Consider the following 16628-nt stretch of genomic DNA (forward strand, 5'->3'; position numbering starts at 1 on the left):
ACGACCCATCCGCCGCTGACCTTGTGCAGCGGTCGATAGGTCTTTTCATCCTTGGCGGTGTCGATGCGCGCGACAGCAAAGACGTCGGACCCATCGGGACCTTGGTAATACCATGTGCCGTTATGCTTACCATGGCAGCGCTAGGCAAATTGATCCGGAGACGTCCAGACCTTTTTGGACTTTTGCATTGCGCCAACGCCGCCCTGGGCGCTAGGGCCGCCGCCCTGCTCCGCCCGCCGGAAGATACTGAACCCGCCCCGGGTCTTCTTACGGAAAACGTATCCCGATGGACACTGATCGGCGTCCAACCGGTGACATTCCGCAACCGCGCCGTCGCGAGATCGCCGGCACCAATCGCCTTTGTCGCACACGACGCAAGGAGCCGTGGCGGTTACCGGAACAAAATTGGAGTTCTGGCTGGAACCGGCCACTAGAAACCCGCCTCCGCACATTCGCGTTCGGCCTGTTCGATCTGGCGGAGTCGGGCTCGGTTGAAATGAGGCGGAGGCGGTGCCTCGGATCGCGGCTTGGTCAGGCGTTCAAAGAACCGCTGCAGCGCCTCGAGCGAGGTGCAACAGGTGCCGCCGACCTGGATGGTTTCGAGGCGAATGCCTTTAAGCCCCCTCTCGGCCCAGCGATAAAGCGTCGCGATGTGTGGCTTCTTGCCGTGCCGCCGGCGCGGCAACTTGGCCGCCGCCTCGGTAAAGGTCGGGACCGTTTCAACGGAAATGTCGATCATTGGGCAATACCTCGTGTGGCCGCAAGACGTGGCCACTAGCGAAGTATTGCTTTCAGTCTTGGGTCACTGGGAGGTCTGGCCCAACTACTTTTTTTTGTTGTTCTGGGTGTGCCGTTTGATCGTCGTCGGCGAGCATCTGTGGATTCGCGCCACCCGTTCGCAAGCGCAGGAAAACGAGATTCCAGGCTCGGCGGTCCTTACGAAATCCATTGATGCTTGATACTTTGCGTATCGGTCGGCCTTATCAGCTTCGGTCCCGTACGCGCCGACGTGACCCTTCGCCCTCCTTCGATTACCTTTCGGCCGCTCACAACGTATGACTCGAATGGGCGAACCTGCAAACGTACTAAAGAAGCACCCAACGCTATGGCATGGACAACTGAATCGCGAATTCGATTCTTGGTCATCCCAATACGGAGGCAGTGGATGGTGTGCATTACATTGCGAGCGTCATGCGCTATTGGAGGCGCATCATCAAGTATTTGGTGCGGGAATTCTGTCACACTTCGCTCTTCGTATATTGGCTGTTTCGCCGCCGTGTCGAACCTGACAAAGGTGTTGCATTTATACTTTGCTAGAATAGTTAGGCAATGTTCTCCATATTCTGCAAGGTTTTTCTCGATCTGCCATGCTCTAAACGCGTTGTCGAAGAAATCCTTCGCTGATTCGGGATCATTTGTTGCCGGACGGACTCGCACGGTTTGAAAGATTCCGGTCTTTTTCACAACTTCTCTGACTAGCGCCATTGTCGGTTCTCCGTTGACTACAAAACCAAATTCACTATTGATATCCTACCCTACCCTTGCCATGATCTCCGCCGCCTTACCGCGATCGGCCTCGGCATAGATCTCTGTGACGGCCGCCGACCGGTGGCCCAATACGACCCGCGCCGCCTCAATCCCGAATTCCTTCCGCATCCGCGTCGCGGCGTTGTGCCGGAGCTGGTGAGGGTGCCAGCGGTGCGACAACTCCCACGATCGCGCCTCTTCCGACGACAAGCCGTCCGGGGGCGGGCATGCCTTGGCGCACCCCCGGTAAACGGCTCGCTTGTAGGATTGCACGTCGTATCGCTCGCCCGGCTTGCGTTTCGGTCGCCGCCTTCGGCGATCGACTTGCGACGGCTGCACTTTCGACTTTCGATGCTGCCGTATTTCAATCTTCCGCTCGGCCTCCGCCTCGGCTGGGCTGAACAGGAAGGCCGAGAGATCGGCTTTCAGGAATGGCCGCACAACCGCCTGGGCGAGCGGACCGAGATAGATCGAACGCATGTGGCCATGGTGCTGCGTCTTATGCGTTGGCGGAGTGTATTGCCAGATCTTGCCCGGAGTATCGATATCGCAGACTCGCATGACCACGACTTCGCCCGACCGCATTCCCGTTAGTCGCTGAAGCTGGATCATCGCGGCGACTTGACGCGAGACGTGGGGTAATACAGCATCGATGACGTTGTCGGCGACGGGCCGGACGATTCGAGGATTACGTGCTTCTGATCGTCCGTTCTTGAGTCCATCGACTGTTTGTAGCCCGTGATAGACCTACGGCGCCACCAACTCGTTGCTGACCGCCCACTTAAACATCCGCTTGATCCGGCCGATCGCCGTATTAATCGTAGTGAGGCAAAGGTCGCTCTCGATCATTGCCTCGCGAACTGCCTTCAGCGCGAGCGGACCGAATGACGCAGCAGGAGTCTGGCCGTACAGGCGCTTGAGGTAGCGTGCAGCCATGTCGACGCCCGCGACTTCCTTAGTGACGCGCCCGTTTTTGCGATAATAAACGCGGGCATGTTGTCGATACCGACTGATGATCTCGACGACAAATAGGCCGGACTCGGTATCGGCCGGCGACGTGCGACCGGACGCCAGCCACTCACCGACGCGTCGGTCGTACTCCGACTTGCTCGCCGCTGAGGCGAATGGCCCGAGGTAATGATCATTGCCGCCAAGGCTGACGATCGCCTGGCCAGAGGCCTTGTGTTTTCGGTAGCGTGGTGTGTCCGTGATTTTTGTGCGAGACATGTGCGGTACTCCTGCGAGCAAGGCGGGATAAAACGGTATTTACCGTTTTGTCCGCTGCTCACGAGCCGCACTGCCGCACGCCGGTATGCTAATCAAGCGATCGGCGTAACTTACGGATTGGAGACGAAGGGGTTCGAACCCTCGACCTTCGCATTGCGAACGCGACGCTCTCCCAACTGAGCTACGTCCCCGTTGAGCGATAAACTTTAGCCTCACGCGGCCTTGTCTGCAAGTTTGACTCCTATTCGGGCAGCGCATTGCGGACCTGCTCTCGGACCCGGCGACCCGCCGTTTCACTGGCATGCAGCGATTCCGTTCGGCTCATTTCAGTCAGACGGACCTTACCGGAGCGACACTCGTTTATCCATTCCGTTGCAAATCGCCCGGATTGAACCTCTCCCAGGATCGCCTTCAGTTCCGCTCTCGTCTGGGGACCGACCAGCCTCGGCCCGCGCGTGAGCCCCCCATACGCCGCCGTGTTGGAGATCCGCCGGCGCATCCCCGCCAGCCCCTCGGCGTATTGCAAGTCCACAATCTGCTTGACCTCGTGGATGCACTCCAGATACGCGATTTCCTCCGGGTACCCCGCCGCGACGAGCGTCTCGTACGCCGCCTTCATCAATTCGATGATCCCTCCGCACAGCACCGTCTGTTCGCCGAAGAGGTCGCTCTCGCACTCCGCCGCGAACGTCGTTTCGATCATCCCGCCCTTGCCGCCGCCGATGCCCGCCCCCCAGGCCAAGGCGAGTGGTTTCGCGCTGCCGGTCGCATCCTGATGAACCGCCAGAATGCACGCCAGACCGCCGCCGCGAACAAACGCCTCGCGCACGAGCGAACCCGGTCCCTTCGGCGCAATCATGATGACATCCACGTCCTTCGGCGGCGTGATGAGCCCGAACCGGATCGCGAACCCGTGAATGAACCCCAGCGCCTGACCGGCGCGAAGTTGCGGGGCCACCTCGCCGACAAAGATCTCCTCCATCTGTTCGTCCGGGAGGGCGAAAATTAACAAATCGCCGAACTTTGTCGCCTCCGGGATGGCGACAGGTTGGAACCCGTGCTGAATCGCCAGCGCATGATTGGGTCCGCCCGGTCGCTGAGCCACAACGACCCGCAACCCCGCGTCGCGGAGGTTTTGCGCGTGAGCCTGCCCCTGGGAGCCGTATCCGAGCACCGCGATGGTTCGTGACCGGAGCACCGACAAATCGGCGTCGGCTTCGTAATAAACGGGGAGCGGCATGGGTACGGCCTCCAGTCGGAAAGTTCGGGTCGTCTGCAATGAAGCAGACGGCGGCACCGCCGCACATCATAGCCTTCTTGCGGGATTTGCCCGCGCCAGTTACAAGTGCCCATAATGGAACAGCCGACCCGTCGTAGGTGCCGCTCCAGGCTTGCATTATGATCGTCCGTGAGCCCCGGCGGCGGGCAGTGTTTTCGAGGGAGCGTCTCAATGTCCGGATGGATTCTCACATGTACTTTGTTGTTCCTCGGGGCCGGTGATCCGCCTGACGCCAATGCGCAGCCCGCCGCTGCGCCACCGTCCGAAACCACGGTCACGCCGGTCTCTCCTGCCAGGTCGACGACGCCCGAAGTGCTTGATGTCGGAAGCTGGCTCGTCCACCTCGCCCGGCACCAGGGCCATCTCGTCGGTCGTTCTAATCCTCGCAGCGCCGCGCTGCACGTGATGGCGATGTTGGAGGCGGCGAAGGAAATCGCGCCGGACTGCGGCGAGGCCTACTTCTGGCTGCACGATTTGTATCAGCGCATGGGCCGCACGGCCGAGGCGAAGGTCGCCCTGGCCAATTACGTCCGGCTAACCCCAAACGACGACACCGCCCGCATCAAGCTCCTTTCAATGGAAATGGATGATCGCCAGACCGCCGAATCGCGCTCGGGCTTCATCGGAAATGAATTGAAAGCCAAGAACCTCTCACCGATCTACGAAAGCGAGCTGCATCGCTGGATGGCCAAGTTCTATTACGAGCGCGGCGAAAAAGAACCCGCCGGTCGCGAGATTGAGACGGCCCTGCGGCTGAATGCAATGAACGTCCCCGCGCGGCAGCTTGCGTATGAGATGTACGGCGAGACCGAGGCGGCGCTGCAGCGCGTGGAGATGGCACTGCAACTGATCGCCATGAATCCCAGCCAGGTCAATCTCGTCTGGGACCTCGCCGAGTTTCTCGATCGGCTCTCGATGCACAAGCAGGCCCAGGAGTGGTACAACCGGGCGATCGACCTGCATCGCCGCGCCGAGGCCGGCCCGCTTTCCGCCTCGCTCCTCCAAAAGCTCGCCATCTCCTACCTCGGTTCCGAAGATTACGCCAAGGCGGTGGAAACCGCGGACGAGGCCCTCAAGGCCGACCCGAAATTCCAGCCCGCGCGGCTGCTGCGCGGCAATGCCCAGGCCAAACTCGGCAATGCCGCCGCGGCCAACGCCGATCAAGAGGAGGTCTTGAAAGTGTACCTGGCACGGGCCGGCGACATCGCCTCCAACAAAGACGGTGACGACGCGGCCGAAGTCGCCTGGTATTTTTGCTTTCATCATCCTGATAAGGCCCTGGCCCTGCAGCTTTCAGAAATCGCCCTGACCAAGCGAAACCCCGGCTCGCTGGCGAGGCTGGCCCACGCCTACGCCCTGTCCATGAACGGCGAGGTAGAAGCGGCGGTCAAGGAACTCGAACCCCTCGCCGCGACGGACCAGATGGCCGCGCTCGAATTGGCGAAGATTCAGCTATTGCGCGGCAACAAGCCCCAGGCCATCACCATCCTGCACAAGGCCGCGTCGATCCAACCCAGCGGCATCGCCTATAACCTGATCAAGGACACGCTCGCGCAGCACCAAGAGACGGCGTCCGTCCAGCCGCTCAACAACAAGATCGTCTCCGCTCTCGACAAGTTCCAGCGCGACGTCTTCGACTACTACCGCCGCACCGGCGATTTCCTCAAGGTCACGCTTCGTTTCGCGACCGATCGCCTGCCCGCCACCGGCCCGATCAACGTCGTCATCCGCCTGGAAAACGCCGGCCCCTTCCCCATCACCTTCGGCGAGGGCTTCATGGCCCGCCCGCTCCTCGCCGTCACCGCGAAGCTCACCGGTCGCGAGAACATCGAGTTCAAAGACTTCCTGCAAGTGCTCATGAACTCCCGGCCGGTCCTCAAGCCCGGCGACGCGATCGAGAAGACCGTCGCCATCGATGTCGGCCCCTTGCGCGAAAAATGGATCGCCCTGTCCACCGACCCGACGACGATCGAAGTGACGGCCATGTTTGATCCCGTCTATCAGGACGGCGCCCTCGCCGCCGGTCTGGGCAGCATGGTCGTCGGCCCGATCAAAGGTGAGCGAATACCGCTGGACACCTCGCCGTCGGCGTTCTCGTCGCTGGTGGAGCAGGCCACGGCCGGTGAGGATGCCGCCCGCGCCATCGCGGCCGAGTCCATTGGCGCACACTTCGCGGTCGCGGCCCTCAATCAGCCGACGGCGATCCCGTACATCCAGCTACGTGCCGCCTATGCGAAGTTGCTGACCGACAAAGATTGGCGCGTCCGCGCCCGGGCGATGTGCGCGGCCGCTTGGGCACCGCTGGAGGAAAGTCTGACGAAGGCCGCCGCCCCCGCCGTCCGCGACGACAACGCCATCGTCCGCCTCTTCGCCGTCCGCCTCTTCGCCCTCCAGCAGGGCGACAAGTTCAAGGACGTCCTCGACCACATCAGCCGCACCGACCCCAGCCAAGCCGTCCGCACCCTCGCCCGCAGCTACCTGCCGGAAATGACGCAGGCGCAGGCGACGAACTCGACTCCATCGAACGAGAGCCCGACTCCGTAGAAAAATTGTCGCATCCGCCTTGGCCTGCCCCGGAGGGGCTTAGGACCGTAGCCACGGGTAAAGCGAAGCGAAACCCGTGGTTAGAGAACCCCCCCAAGTTCTTTCTGCCCCGGAGGGGCAGCGGAATTGCCCAAGGGCCTCTTGGATTTTGTCCGTAACGTGGCGTTGGAGGCTTGCGGTTGAAGGTTGGCGCGAGGGGTGCATGGCGTGCGGTCAGCGAATGCGCCGCCGCTTCATCGCAACAATTAAGCCGCCCAAGCCAAACAGCGCCGCAGCGCCAGGCTCGGGGATCGCCTGCGACCACAGCATCGCTTCGTAGCGGCCTGCTACGTCGTTGTGGGCGACCCCAGCTACATAGATGAATTCGGTATCGCTCCATATCCCCACGGCATTTGATTCAGAATAACCAGCGGGGAGAAACTGTCCAAGGTCCACCCAGGAGGCGGCGGTGCCGCTCCATAAACTCGCATGTGCACCATCATCGAATCCGGCAGAGCCCACTTGTTGGCCGCCACTGACGCCATAGGCATACGATCCAAATGACCCGGCGGGATTGAGATCTATCCAAGAAGCGGCGCTGCCGCTCCAAAGGCTGGCGCGGTAAACGCTTTCCGAATCCGATATCCAGCCCACCTGTTGTCCATCGCCCACAGCGTAGGCATATGACTCGATCGCCTCGGCGGGATTGAGGTCAACCCACGAGGCAGCGGTACCACTCCATAGGCTAGCGCGAAAAATTCCGTCCACATAGGCGTCGCCAACCTGCTGGCCACCATTTACGCCAAACGCCTCCGAGTATGTCGATCCCGCTGGGTTGAGGTCCACCCACGAAGCACTGCTACCGCTCCATATGCCAGCGTGACGCTGGTTATTCACCTCGGCAAAGCCCACCTGCTGACCGGCGCTTACAGAGCGCGCCTGCGATTCCGTCGACCCCGCGGGATTGAGGTCAACCCAAGAGGCGGCGGTGCCGCTCCACAAGCTGGCATGAACGTCTCCCCCGATAACAGCATGGCCCACCTGCTGGCCGTCGCCTACACCCCAAGCCCCCGAATGCGTCGACCCAGCGGGGTCGAGGTTCACCCAAGACCCGCTTGTGCCGCTCCATAAGCTAGCGCGATATTGGCCGTTCGCGAGGGCATAACCGACCTGTTGGAGACTACCTACGCCCGTCCCCCCTGACTCGGTAGAACCGGCGGGGTGGAGGTTGGTCACGGTCCACACATCGGCGCTCGCGGTGGACGCCAGCGCGCCGATGGCCAGCACCATCGCGGCGGTGAGGGCCTTGGACCGCACACCCAAACGCCGAGTACCCTTAGCGCGGGGTGGCGAATTCCCGCCAATGGCACGGCGCAGGACGATCGATGACATGTACTTTCTCCTCTAAGGGCAGACCCTCGGAAGTGATAACAAAGCTACCCTCGAATGCATTGTAGCAAAACAGGACTGCGCGGGTCAAGCAGGAACACCTGCCTCAGACAGTGCGCCGGGTCACTTTTCGCCGCCTCTGTGCCTTTGTGGTGAATAATCCCACCCTAAGCCCGCGCCCGCTTCTTCGCAATCCGCTTCCGCACGCTCGGCAGCGGCAGTGTGTTGAGCACGTCCTTCGCCCGCAGCCAGCCGCGCCTCCCGGCGGCTTTGCGATCGCGATCGATCCAAAACATAGGTCAACCTTCAACCACTGGACGACAACAGAATTCCAATCTGCGTTATTGGCCAGGGTCCGAGACACCGGCACGACGCGATTGGCCCCGAACGGATGTTAGAGAGCCTGGAATGCCCGGCGGAGTCGACTCCGCGGCTCGTCCGTGCTAGTATTTAACCATGACGCTCCTCATTGACTTGTCACCCGAAATCGAGGCCAAACTCCACGAACGTGCCGCGGCCTCCGGAAAAGACGTCCCCACGCTCGTCCGTGAGGCCGTCGAGGAAAAGATGCGTCTGCCGCAATCCTTCTCGGAACTCCTCGCTCCGATTCATGAGGCCACGCGAAAGAGCGGCTTGACGGAGGATCAGGTTGCGGATCTGGTCGGAGCTTCCCGCGACGAGGCCTTTGCGGAACGCCAAGCCCAGCGGCGACCATGAGCGGCCAGCGCCCTGTCGTTGTTTACGACTGCAACGTCTTGCTTCAAGCGGCGCTGAGCGATGCCGGTCCCTCCTTTGCGTGCCTTCTCCTCGCCGAAAAGGACCGAGTCCAGCTCGTCGTCAGCACTTTTATCGCCGAAGAGATTCGCGATGTACTCTCCCGCCCGAGGATCCTCCAGAAGAATCCTCAGGTGACACCCGAGCGCGTGGCCGCCTATCTTGAGCTGTTGGCGAGTAAGAGCCGGTTCGTCGAAGAAATTCCGCAGAAGTTTTCCCTGCCTCGTGACCCTAAGGATGAACCGTACGTCAATCTTGCGATCGCCGTCAATGCCCGTTATCTCGTGACGTGGAACGAGAAGCATCTCACCTACCTCATGGAAGGCAAAACACCCGAATCGATCGATTTTCTCGCACGGTACCCTGATCTGGCCATTACCACGCCGCCCGTGTTTCTCCAGGCAATTAGATCTGCGTAGGCGTCGCATCGACCGTAAGGAATTCCGATTCCGGAAAGTCGAAGGGGTCGGAGATATCAAAAGGATACGCAACCAAAAAGCGCAACATCTCAGGTCTCTGCGCCTCTGAGCCTCTGTGGTGAATACTCCGCGTTACGCCCGCCCCCGCTTCTTCGCAATCCGCTTCCGCACGCTGGGTAGCGGCAGCGTGTTGAGCACATCCTTCGCCCGCAACCACCCGCGCCGCGCCGTCGCCACGCCGTAGCGCATCTGCGCAAGCTGCGCCACCGAGTGCGCGTCCGTGTCGATGCTGACCATCACCCCCGCGTCGCGCGCCATCCGCACATGCCGGTCGCACAGGTCCAACCGCTGCCACGACGCGTTGATCTCCAGGATCGTGTGCGTCTTTGCCGCGTGGGCGATGACCGCCGCCATATCGAGGTCCATCGGCGCGCGGCGGTTGATGAGCCGGCCCGTGGGGTGGCCGAGGATCGTCACATAGGGATTGTCCATCGCCTTCAGCACGCGCGCCGTGATCTTCTTGTTTTCCTGCCGCTGTCCCGCGTGGACGCTGGCAACGACAAGATCGCACGCCGCAAGCAATTGGTCGGGGTAGTCGAGCCGGCCATCCGCGAGGATGTCGCACTCGCAGCCGACGAGAATCGAGACGCTCTCATGCTTCTTGTTGAGTTCGCGGAGCTTCTCAATCTGCCGCCACATCCGATCGATCGTCAGACCGTTGGCGATCGCACTGGACTTGGAGTGATCCGTGATCGCGATGTACTCATAGCCGAGGTCGCTGGCGCCCTGGGCCATTCCGGCGGCATCAACGGTGCCGTCGCTGGCGTCGGTGTGCATGTGCAGATCGCCGCGGATGTCGGCCAGCTCGATGAGCGGCTCCAGCGCCCCAGCGTCGAACTCGCCGCGGTCCTCGCGCTGCTCGGGCGGCATGATTTCCAGATCGAGCTTTTTGTAGATCGACGCCTCATCGGCCCCGGCGATCTGCTTCTCCCCATCGAAAAGCCCCCACTCATTCAGCTTCCACTTCTTCTTCCCCGCCATTTCGCGCAGGCGCACATTGTGATCCTTGTTGCCCGTGAAGTATTGCAACGCCGCGCCGAACGACGCCTTCGGCACCACGCGGCAGTCCGCCTGCATCGCCACGCCGTCGCGCCGGTCGACCAGCACCGAGCCCTTGGTATCACCCGACGCCAGCACCTTCTTTACCTGCGGCAGCGTCGTAAACGCCTTGACCACGGCCGCGCCGTCGTCGGATTCGCAGAGTAGATCGATGTCGCCGATCGTCTCGCAGCCGCGCCGCAGGCTTCCTCCGATCTCCACGCGTTTGACGCCCTTGATCTTCCGCATCGCCGCAGCCAGTTCCTCCGCCAGCGGCCACGCCAGCCCCAGCGGCGTTCGTTCGGACCCCTGAGACAAAAACGCAATCCCGTCGGCGATCTGCTTGACGCTTTTTTCGCCGAGGCCCTTGAGCTTGGCCAGTTCCCCCGACGCAATGACGCGCTGCAGGCTCTCCAGATCGACGACGCCGAGCTGTTTCCACGCCAGGGCCACCTTCTTCGGCCCCATGCCCGGTATTTTGAGCAGCGCCGGCAACCCTTTCGGCACTGCATCCAGCAGCCCCTTATGGTCGTCGATGTGCCCTTTGGCCAGGAACTCCTCAATCCGGCCGACGCTGCCCTTGCCGATGCCCGGAAGCTCGGCCAGCCGGCCCTCTTCCGCGAGTTTCGCAATGTCCTCGGTCAGTTCGCCGATGGTCCGCGCCGCGCGGCGATAGGAGTTAATGCGGAACGACTGCTCCCCCATGATCTCGAGCAGGTCCCCAATCTCGGAAAAGATGGCGGCGAGTTCCTGGTTGCGCATAGTGGAAAAGTATATACGGTCGCACGAGGGCGGACACGTCGTTCATTCCATTCGAATCGCCAGCAGCGTAATGTCGTCCGTCTGCGGATGGTTGCGCGCGAACTGTTTGATCGAGCGGCGAACGCGGGTGGTGAGTTCACCGGGAGGCTGTGTGGCGTTGGAGGTCAAGAGGTCCGCGAAGCGCGCCTCGCCGAAGTGCTCGCCCTGGGGGTTTTCCGCATCCGGCACCCCGTCGGTGTACAGCAGAAGCGTTGTCGGCGTGGCCCCCAGGTCGATCGTCTCGATGGCGTAGTGTTCGTCACCTTCGATCCCCAGGGGGAGGTTGGGCTCCGGGTCGATCTTGTCCACCGTCCCGTCGGGTTTGATCAGGTACGGACCCATGTGCCCCGCGTTGACATAAGAGAACGACTTGGACGCCGGATCGAGCAGACCGAAGACGCCGGTGATGAATCGTGAATCGCGGACGTTATGGCAGATGAGCTTGTTCAAGATACCCGCCGCGCGGACCAGGTCTTTTTCCTCCGCGAGCGTGACGTGGACCGCCGCCTGAAGATTGGCCATTAAGAGCGACGCCGGCGCCCCCTTCCCCGAGACGTCAGCGACCACAATCGTGATCAGACCGTCCGGTCGCTCAAAGTAATCGAAGTAGTCTCCCGAGACCTTCTGGCCCGGATCGTTCAGCGCGTCGATCGATAATCCGCCCCGGACCAGAGGCTCGGCCGGAAAAAGCTGTGATTGGATTTCGCGGGCCCACTGAAGCTGCAAGTCCACTTGTTGCCGGGCGCGCATTTCTTCGAGAAGCTGCACGTTCGCCAGGCCCATCGCCCCCAGCCGCCCGAGCGCGGCGAAATAATCAATATCCTCGCGCGTATAACCCCCCGCCGACGTGACGCGGTCCCCGTAGATCACGCCGCGCACCTGCTGATGGTATTCCATCGGCACGCACATCGCCGAGCAGATGTTGTTGGAAATCATGCTCGCCGTCGGGTCGAATCCGCCCCCCGCCGTGTCGTTGATCAGGATGCGCTCGCCCTGGTGCAGGGCCTGATCCACGAGGCTGCGGCTGATGTGAATGTCCTCGGAGCTGCCCCCGCGCATGTTCTTGATCCGCACCCATTGCGGCGGATGAGGGTCCCCCGGCCACACCGCGATGCCCGCGCGCTCGAACCGCAGCGCTTCCTGACAGATATCCAGCAGCTCGTTGAGCAGGTCGTCGCGATTAAACCGGCCGGTCAGGCGCTCGTTGAGTTCGTACAGGCTCTTCAGTCGACGTTCGGCGAGCGAGAGTTGGTGCTGCCGGCCCCACGCGTTCGTCCCGCCGGCCTGCGTCCCCGTATCGCTCATCACGATGGTGGGCTGCACCGTCGCCGCCAGCGCCACCAGGGAGCCGCCGATCCCGATCCGATCGCCGCTCTTCACCAGCGCATTCGAGACGGGAGCGCCGTTCAGTGTCGTGCCGTTCTTGCTTTGCAGGTCCTGAATCCAGTATTGCCCGCCCTCGTCGCAATAAAGCCGCGCATGGCGGCGCGACGCCGAGGTGTCATCCAGCACGACGTCGCACGCCGCATCGCGGCCGATCACCCACTGCGTGCCGCTGAGCGGCTGGGTGGTCATTCGCCCATCGGCGATTTGAATCTGAAGCTGCGCCATCTCTCGCCCGCCGGGCACTCGGCCAAGTTGCGCGGTGGAACCCTCTACCCGACCGGGTCGATTCTGACCTGCAAAACTCACAAGCCGAGCCGGCATTCATGGTCGGTTGACGCGTCGCGACTGTCAACGCGACCGCCCCTTCGGCCGCAGCGACAACGCCTGCACCGCCTAAACCTTGCCGGATTCTAAAGATCGGGCTCGACTACAGTTATGGGACGCCGCCCGTCGATGATTATGGAAAGAAGGCCGCGGTGAGTCACTCCTGCGCAGCATGGAGCCGTGCGGGAGAGTGCCGTCCGCGTCCGTTTTCGACGAGGGATCCGTCGAGGGTCGGGAATTCATGTCGAGTCCACTTATATGTGATCGATGCGGCGGCGAACTGGAGTCCGACGACGCGATCTCGATCATTGAAGGTGTCTGCTGTGTCTGTCGCCGTAAAGCGGCGGCCCGCCAGATAAACCGCGCCGCGACACGAGCGCGCGGTCCGCAGCCTCCTCGACCGATCGCGGTCATCCCGCCTCCGATGCCGCGGCCGACGGTGCCACGCACCCTGAGAGCCGGCGGCGTTCCGGTCCGCTCGACCGTCGTGTCGTCCCCTCCGACCGAAGAACTCGGTTCGACCGTGCGCGTACGGCGCCGCCGGCGCGATCTGGCCATCGGCGCCTCTACCGGTCTCGTTCTCACGCTCGCCACTACCGGCTATTTCCTGTTGACGCGGAACGAATCGCCCAGCCTTCCCATCACGGCAACGAAGAACGTCGCCAACTATCCCGTGCGCGTCACGATTCGCCCGCCCAACGCGAAGGTGACGCTGGACGGCGCCGAAATCGGACCGGCGGACGAATCGGGACGGTTGACATTGTCGCTGTCCGGCAGCAGCGACGAAGCCCATTGGCTGGAAGTGGCGGCGAGCGGTTATCACTCGATTCGCCGCCCGCTCTCGATTTACAGCGGGGTGAACGAATTCGCCGTGGAACTCGTGCCCAAGCCCTACGACGTGGCCATCCGCACGATTCCCAACAAGGCCGAAATCTGGATCAACGATGAACTCAAGGGATACAGCCCGCTCACGCTTTCGCTGCTGCCCTGGGAACGTTCCCGGCTGGCGATCAAGCACGCGGGCTACCAGGAGGTCGCGCGGGAACTGGCCCCGCCCGAACAGGGCGATCGGCTGGAGTTGGACCTGCCGCTGACGCCCGCCCCAGTCGTCGCGCAGTCGCCTGCGCCCCCGCCGGCTGCGGTGGTCTCGACAGTGGCGAATGAGGCGGCGCCGCGGGCTGCACAGGCGGACCCGGAACAGGCCGCGCCGGCGACACCAACCGGACCGCGAATCGTGTTTCTCCTGCTCCCTCCAACCGGCGCGGGTGCGGACCACACGATCCTGCTCGAACAGATCGTCGATCAGATTCACAACCTGAAAGACCTTCAGCAGTTCGCCGTCCTGACCTGCACGTCGGACGGCCTGGACAATTGGCCGGGCGGCTCGGAGACCGCGGCGGCGACCAGCGATCAGAAGATCCGGGCTTACGACAAGGTCCGCGCCATCCGGCCGTCCGGTCGCGGGGCGATCGGCCAGGCCCTGGCCGCAGCGCTGGAGTTCCAGCCCAATTCCATCCGCATCTTCGCTGCGGGCGCTCTGGACCCGCGCGAGCTATCGGGCTTTGCTAAGCGGGTCAAGGGCACGCCCATCTCCGTGGACATCGTGCAGACGGCGACGGGTACGAACGACGACGGGCTCGGCGCACTCGTCGCGGCTCAAAAGGGCACGCTGACCGTGCTGGGTCTGGCCTCGACACCGGCGGTGGCACTGCAGGGGTCGGGCGAGTAAGCGCGACGAACCTCGATACTAAAAATCGCCCCCCTTATTCCGTTCGTTTCCGGCCCCAGGGGTTTATTGCTCCCCACAATTCAAAGTGCTCCCACCCGGAGCCCTTCGCCGTTTCGATTGTGGCAGTCTGCGATCTAATAACCCGGCGGGTGTTGTCTTGCGGGCTCACGCGTCATCAGCAGGTCCACTTGCTCGCCATCCGCGAAGAGTCCCAAAAAGCCGGTTCGTGCGGCTCGGCTGTTCGTGAGCTGTTCAAAGGTGGAGCGGTACCCGCCCAGATCGGTGCGGCCCTCCAGCGCCGCACGATGCGGATAGCGGGGCGAAAAGTAGGAGGGTTGCTCGCGCTCCTTGAACGAATCTCGGATCAGCGGCCAGCGAATGTTCCACCAGAGATTGTGCGTGCGCGAGAAATTCGCGTTCGCGCTGGAGTTTTGGATATAGCGCCGGCCGTCGAGGACCTTGAGCGGCCGACCGTCGAATTGAACGTAATTGGAAACCGCCGGATCGAGCGGCCCCCGGGTGCCGGCCTCGGGATAGCGGTCGAAAGGCATCCCCTGACCGACGGGTCCGGCGGTGCTGAAGTAATAGGTCATCTTCCAGCGCCCGCTCCCGCCTGATCGTGGGAAGCCGTCTACCGCCGATGGACACCGCCAACTTCCTTCCGTCACGAACGACTCCAATACGACGCCGACCGTAGTCGGGTAGGACTTGTCGAAGGGGTCGGCGTTGGGATCGGTCAGGTTGATGTCTTCCAGGTACGGGACGCGCTCGTCATGCACCGTGGCGTACGACAGGATCCCGGTCCAGATGCTGCGAAGGTTGTTCATGCAAACGGCCTGGCGGCCGCGTTCGCGGGCCGCCGAGAGGGCCGGCGCCATGATTGAGATCAGGACGCCGATAATCCCGATGACGATCAGCACTTCGATCAACGTGAAGCCGCGGGGGCGATGACTGTATTTCGTCTTCATAGGACTTACCTTCCTAAGGTCCCATCAAATAAGCCTGCGTGAACGGCGCAATGTCCAGGCCGTCCCGCGTGTTGCTGTTGTTCAGATCGCTGCGTGTGACATAACTCGAGTCCGTCTCCGTACCGAGCAGGACGCCAACGAAAAGCGCCGCGTCCGTGTCGTTCACCGACCCGTCGCAGTTAATGTCGCCGTCGCCTAGCGCGCACGCCGACAGGACAATCGTCAGCCGCGGCGCGAGAGCGCCCGGATCGGTCGCCTCTTTCATGAAGAAGGACGGATATCCGGCCTGACCGGCCTGCTGGGTCGTCTCGCGGAGCGAAGTGACACTGACGATGACGCGACCGGCATCGAGCTGCTCCTGGAAATATTGCAGCACGCGGCCGTCGGACAGCCCCAAATCGACATCAAAGGTCACGTCGAACGGCGTCGGCTGCGAACCGGGCGTGTAATTGACCGGCGCGCCGATGGCCCACGGCGCCGGCGTGAACGGACATTGCGAATCGGGCGGGCCGCAGAAAGGCGGCGTCAGGCCCGAGTTGTAATAGCCTCGCACACTGTCTTCGACATGCAGCAATTCCTCCGTGCCATCGCGATAAACAAAGGGAAAAGGATCGCGCGGGGCGGCGAAGAACTGATCGCTTCCCACATAAAAGGAAAACTCCGACCACGTCGAGTACGCGTGCACCGGGCCGAAGCCCGACCCGAACAGCTCGATCGGTCGACCCGCATCCGTGTCGCTGCTCTCGCCATCGGTGTCGCCGGGCTGCCCGCGGGGAATACCGTCTGCGTTGATGAGTTGGTCGCCGCTGATGTCGTAAGTGTACCACTCGTCCACGCTGTGATCGGCGGGCCACTGCGCATTGGGCACACTGGTGAGCGTCACGCGTATGGCGGAGATGGCATAAGACGCCGGACCCTGACCGGTGGGGATCGTTCCCGAAGTGTCCCAGGCGACGACCACGATCCCGTCCCGATTGTTGAACTTGTAATTGAACGGGGGCAGGTCGTAGCCGACGGTCCCAAAGCAGGAGCCGGGTGAACGGTTCGGGGGATCGGGGTTATAGGGATACTGCCATTGATCGTCGCTGGGGACAGCGAAGTCGAACTGTTGGGCAGCCAGTCGACCCACCGCCCCAGCGAAGACCAAAAGCGTGAGTACCGCGATGTCGAGGCGGACTCTCATG

15 protein-coding genes and 1 tRNA gene are annotated in these 16628 nt (G+C 62.4%); 4 read left to right on the forward strand and 12 right to left on the reverse strand.

The window, feature by feature from the left end; translation table 11 throughout:
* Positions 1 to 430: 430 nt before the first annotated feature.
* The 6 genes from VJZ71_08265 to ilvC all read right to left on the reverse strand — a co-directional run bounded on the left by VJZ71_08265 (position 431) and on the right by ilvC (position 3994).
* Positions 431 to 739, reverse strand: coding sequence for a DUF1580 domain-containing protein (locus tag VJZ71_08265; protein HKQ48047.1), 309 nt, complete (start codon positions 737 to 739; stop codon positions 431 to 433).
* A 197-nt stretch (positions 740 to 936) separates the two neighbouring features.
* Positions 937 to 1485: a hypothetical protein gene (locus VJZ71_08270; GenBank protein ID HKQ48048.1), complete on the reverse strand. Its 549-nt coding sequence runs from the start codon at positions 1483 to 1485 to the stop codon at positions 937 to 939.
* A 45-nt stretch (positions 1486 to 1530) separates the two neighbouring features.
* Positions 1531 to 2139, reverse strand: coding sequence for a site-specific integrase (locus VJZ71_08275; protein ID HKQ48049.1), 609 nt, complete (start codon positions 2137 to 2139; stop codon positions 1531 to 1533).
* 135 nt (positions 2140 to 2274) lie between these two features.
* Positions 2275 to 2754, reverse strand: coding sequence for a hypothetical protein (locus VJZ71_08280; protein HKQ48050.1), 480 nt, complete (start codon positions 2752 to 2754; stop codon positions 2275 to 2277).
* Between the two features lie 118 nt (positions 2755 to 2872).
* Positions 2873 to 2945, reverse strand: a tRNA-Ala gene (locus VJZ71_08285).
* 50 nt (positions 2946 to 2995) lie between these two features.
* A complete protein-coding gene (gene ilvC / locus VJZ71_08290; GenBank protein HKQ48051.1) occupies positions 2996 to 3994 on the reverse strand; it encodes a ketol-acid reductoisomerase in 999 nt (332 codons plus the stop codon).
* A 210-nt stretch (positions 3995 to 4204) separates the two neighbouring features.
* On the opposite strand from ilvC, the gene VJZ71_08295 reads away from it, so the two are divergent.
* Positions 4205 to 6577 carry a tetratricopeptide repeat protein gene (locus VJZ71_08295; GenBank protein ID HKQ48052.1) on the forward strand — a complete coding sequence of 791 codons (2373 nt, stop codon included), beginning with the start codon at positions 4205 to 4207 and terminating at the stop codon, positions 6575 to 6577.
* 213 nt (positions 6578 to 6790) lie between these two features.
* Here VJZ71_08295 and VJZ71_08300 read toward each other — a convergent pair whose 3' ends face one another.
* Together VJZ71_08300 and VJZ71_08305 are read right to left on the reverse strand one after the other, a co-directional pair.
* A complete protein-coding gene (locus VJZ71_08300; protein ID HKQ48053.1) occupies positions 6791 to 7948 on the reverse strand; it encodes a PEP-CTERM sorting domain-containing protein in 1158 nt (385 codons plus the stop codon).
* Between the two features lie 164 nt (positions 7949 to 8112).
* Positions 8113 to 8241 (reverse strand): hypothetical protein, encoded by a 129-nt coding sequence (locus tag VJZ71_08305; GenBank protein ID HKQ48054.1) that lies wholly within the window; start codon positions 8239 to 8241, stop codon positions 8113 to 8115.
* 160 nt (positions 8242 to 8401) lie between these two features.
* Between VJZ71_08305 and VJZ71_08310 the strand changes: the two genes are divergently transcribed.
* Both VJZ71_08310 and VJZ71_08315 read left to right on the forward strand, forming a co-directional pair.
* On the forward strand, positions 8402 to 8662 hold the full coding sequence (locus VJZ71_08310; GenBank protein HKQ48055.1) for a hypothetical protein: 261 nt from the start codon (positions 8402 to 8404) through the stop codon (positions 8660 to 8662).
* Complete coding sequence (locus VJZ71_08315; protein HKQ48056.1) at positions 8659 to 9138, forward strand: putative toxin-antitoxin system toxin component, PIN family; 480 nt, start codon at positions 8659 to 8661, stop codon at positions 9136 to 9138. The genes VJZ71_08310 and VJZ71_08315 overlap by 4 nt, the downstream gene beginning before the upstream one ends.
* Before the next feature lie 132 nt (positions 9139 to 9270).
* On the opposite strand, the gene polX is transcribed toward VJZ71_08315, so the two are convergent.
* On the reverse strand, positions 9271 to 10998 hold the full coding sequence (gene polX / locus VJZ71_08320) for a DNA polymerase/3'-5' exonuclease PolX (GenBank protein HKQ48057.1): 1728 nt from the start codon (positions 10996 to 10998) through the stop codon (positions 9271 to 9273).
* A 42-nt stretch (positions 10999 to 11040) separates the two neighbouring features.
* Positions 11041 to 12648, reverse strand: coding sequence for a SpoIIE family protein phosphatase (locus VJZ71_08325; protein ID HKQ48058.1), 1608 nt, complete (start codon positions 12646 to 12648; stop codon positions 11041 to 11043).
* Between the two features lie 340 nt (positions 12649 to 12988).
* Here VJZ71_08325 and VJZ71_08330 point away from each other — a divergent pair, with 340 nt between their 5' ends.
* Positions 12989 to 14476 carry a PEGA domain-containing protein gene (locus VJZ71_08330; protein HKQ48059.1) on the forward strand — a complete coding sequence of 496 codons (1488 nt, stop codon included), beginning with the start codon at positions 12989 to 12991 and terminating at the stop codon, positions 14474 to 14476.
* Between the two features lie 134 nt (positions 14477 to 14610).
* Here the strand turns inward: VJZ71_08330 and VJZ71_08335 are convergent, their stop codons facing one another.
* Entirely contained in the window at positions 14611 to 15444 is an 834-nt protein-coding gene (locus tag VJZ71_08335) for a prepilin-type N-terminal cleavage/methylation domain-containing protein (protein HKQ48060.1), read from the reverse strand.
* A gap of 13 nt (positions 15445 to 15457) precedes the next feature.
* A complete protein-coding gene (locus VJZ71_08340) occupies positions 15458 to 16627 on the reverse strand; it encodes a dockerin type I domain-containing protein (protein HKQ48061.1) in 1170 nt (389 codons plus the stop codon).
* Position 16628: the final 1 nt, after the last annotated feature.

This window comes from Phycisphaerae bacterium (assembly GCA_035275405.1).
Lineage (GTDB): Bacteria > Planctomycetota > Phycisphaerae > UBA1845 > UTPLA1 > DATEMU01.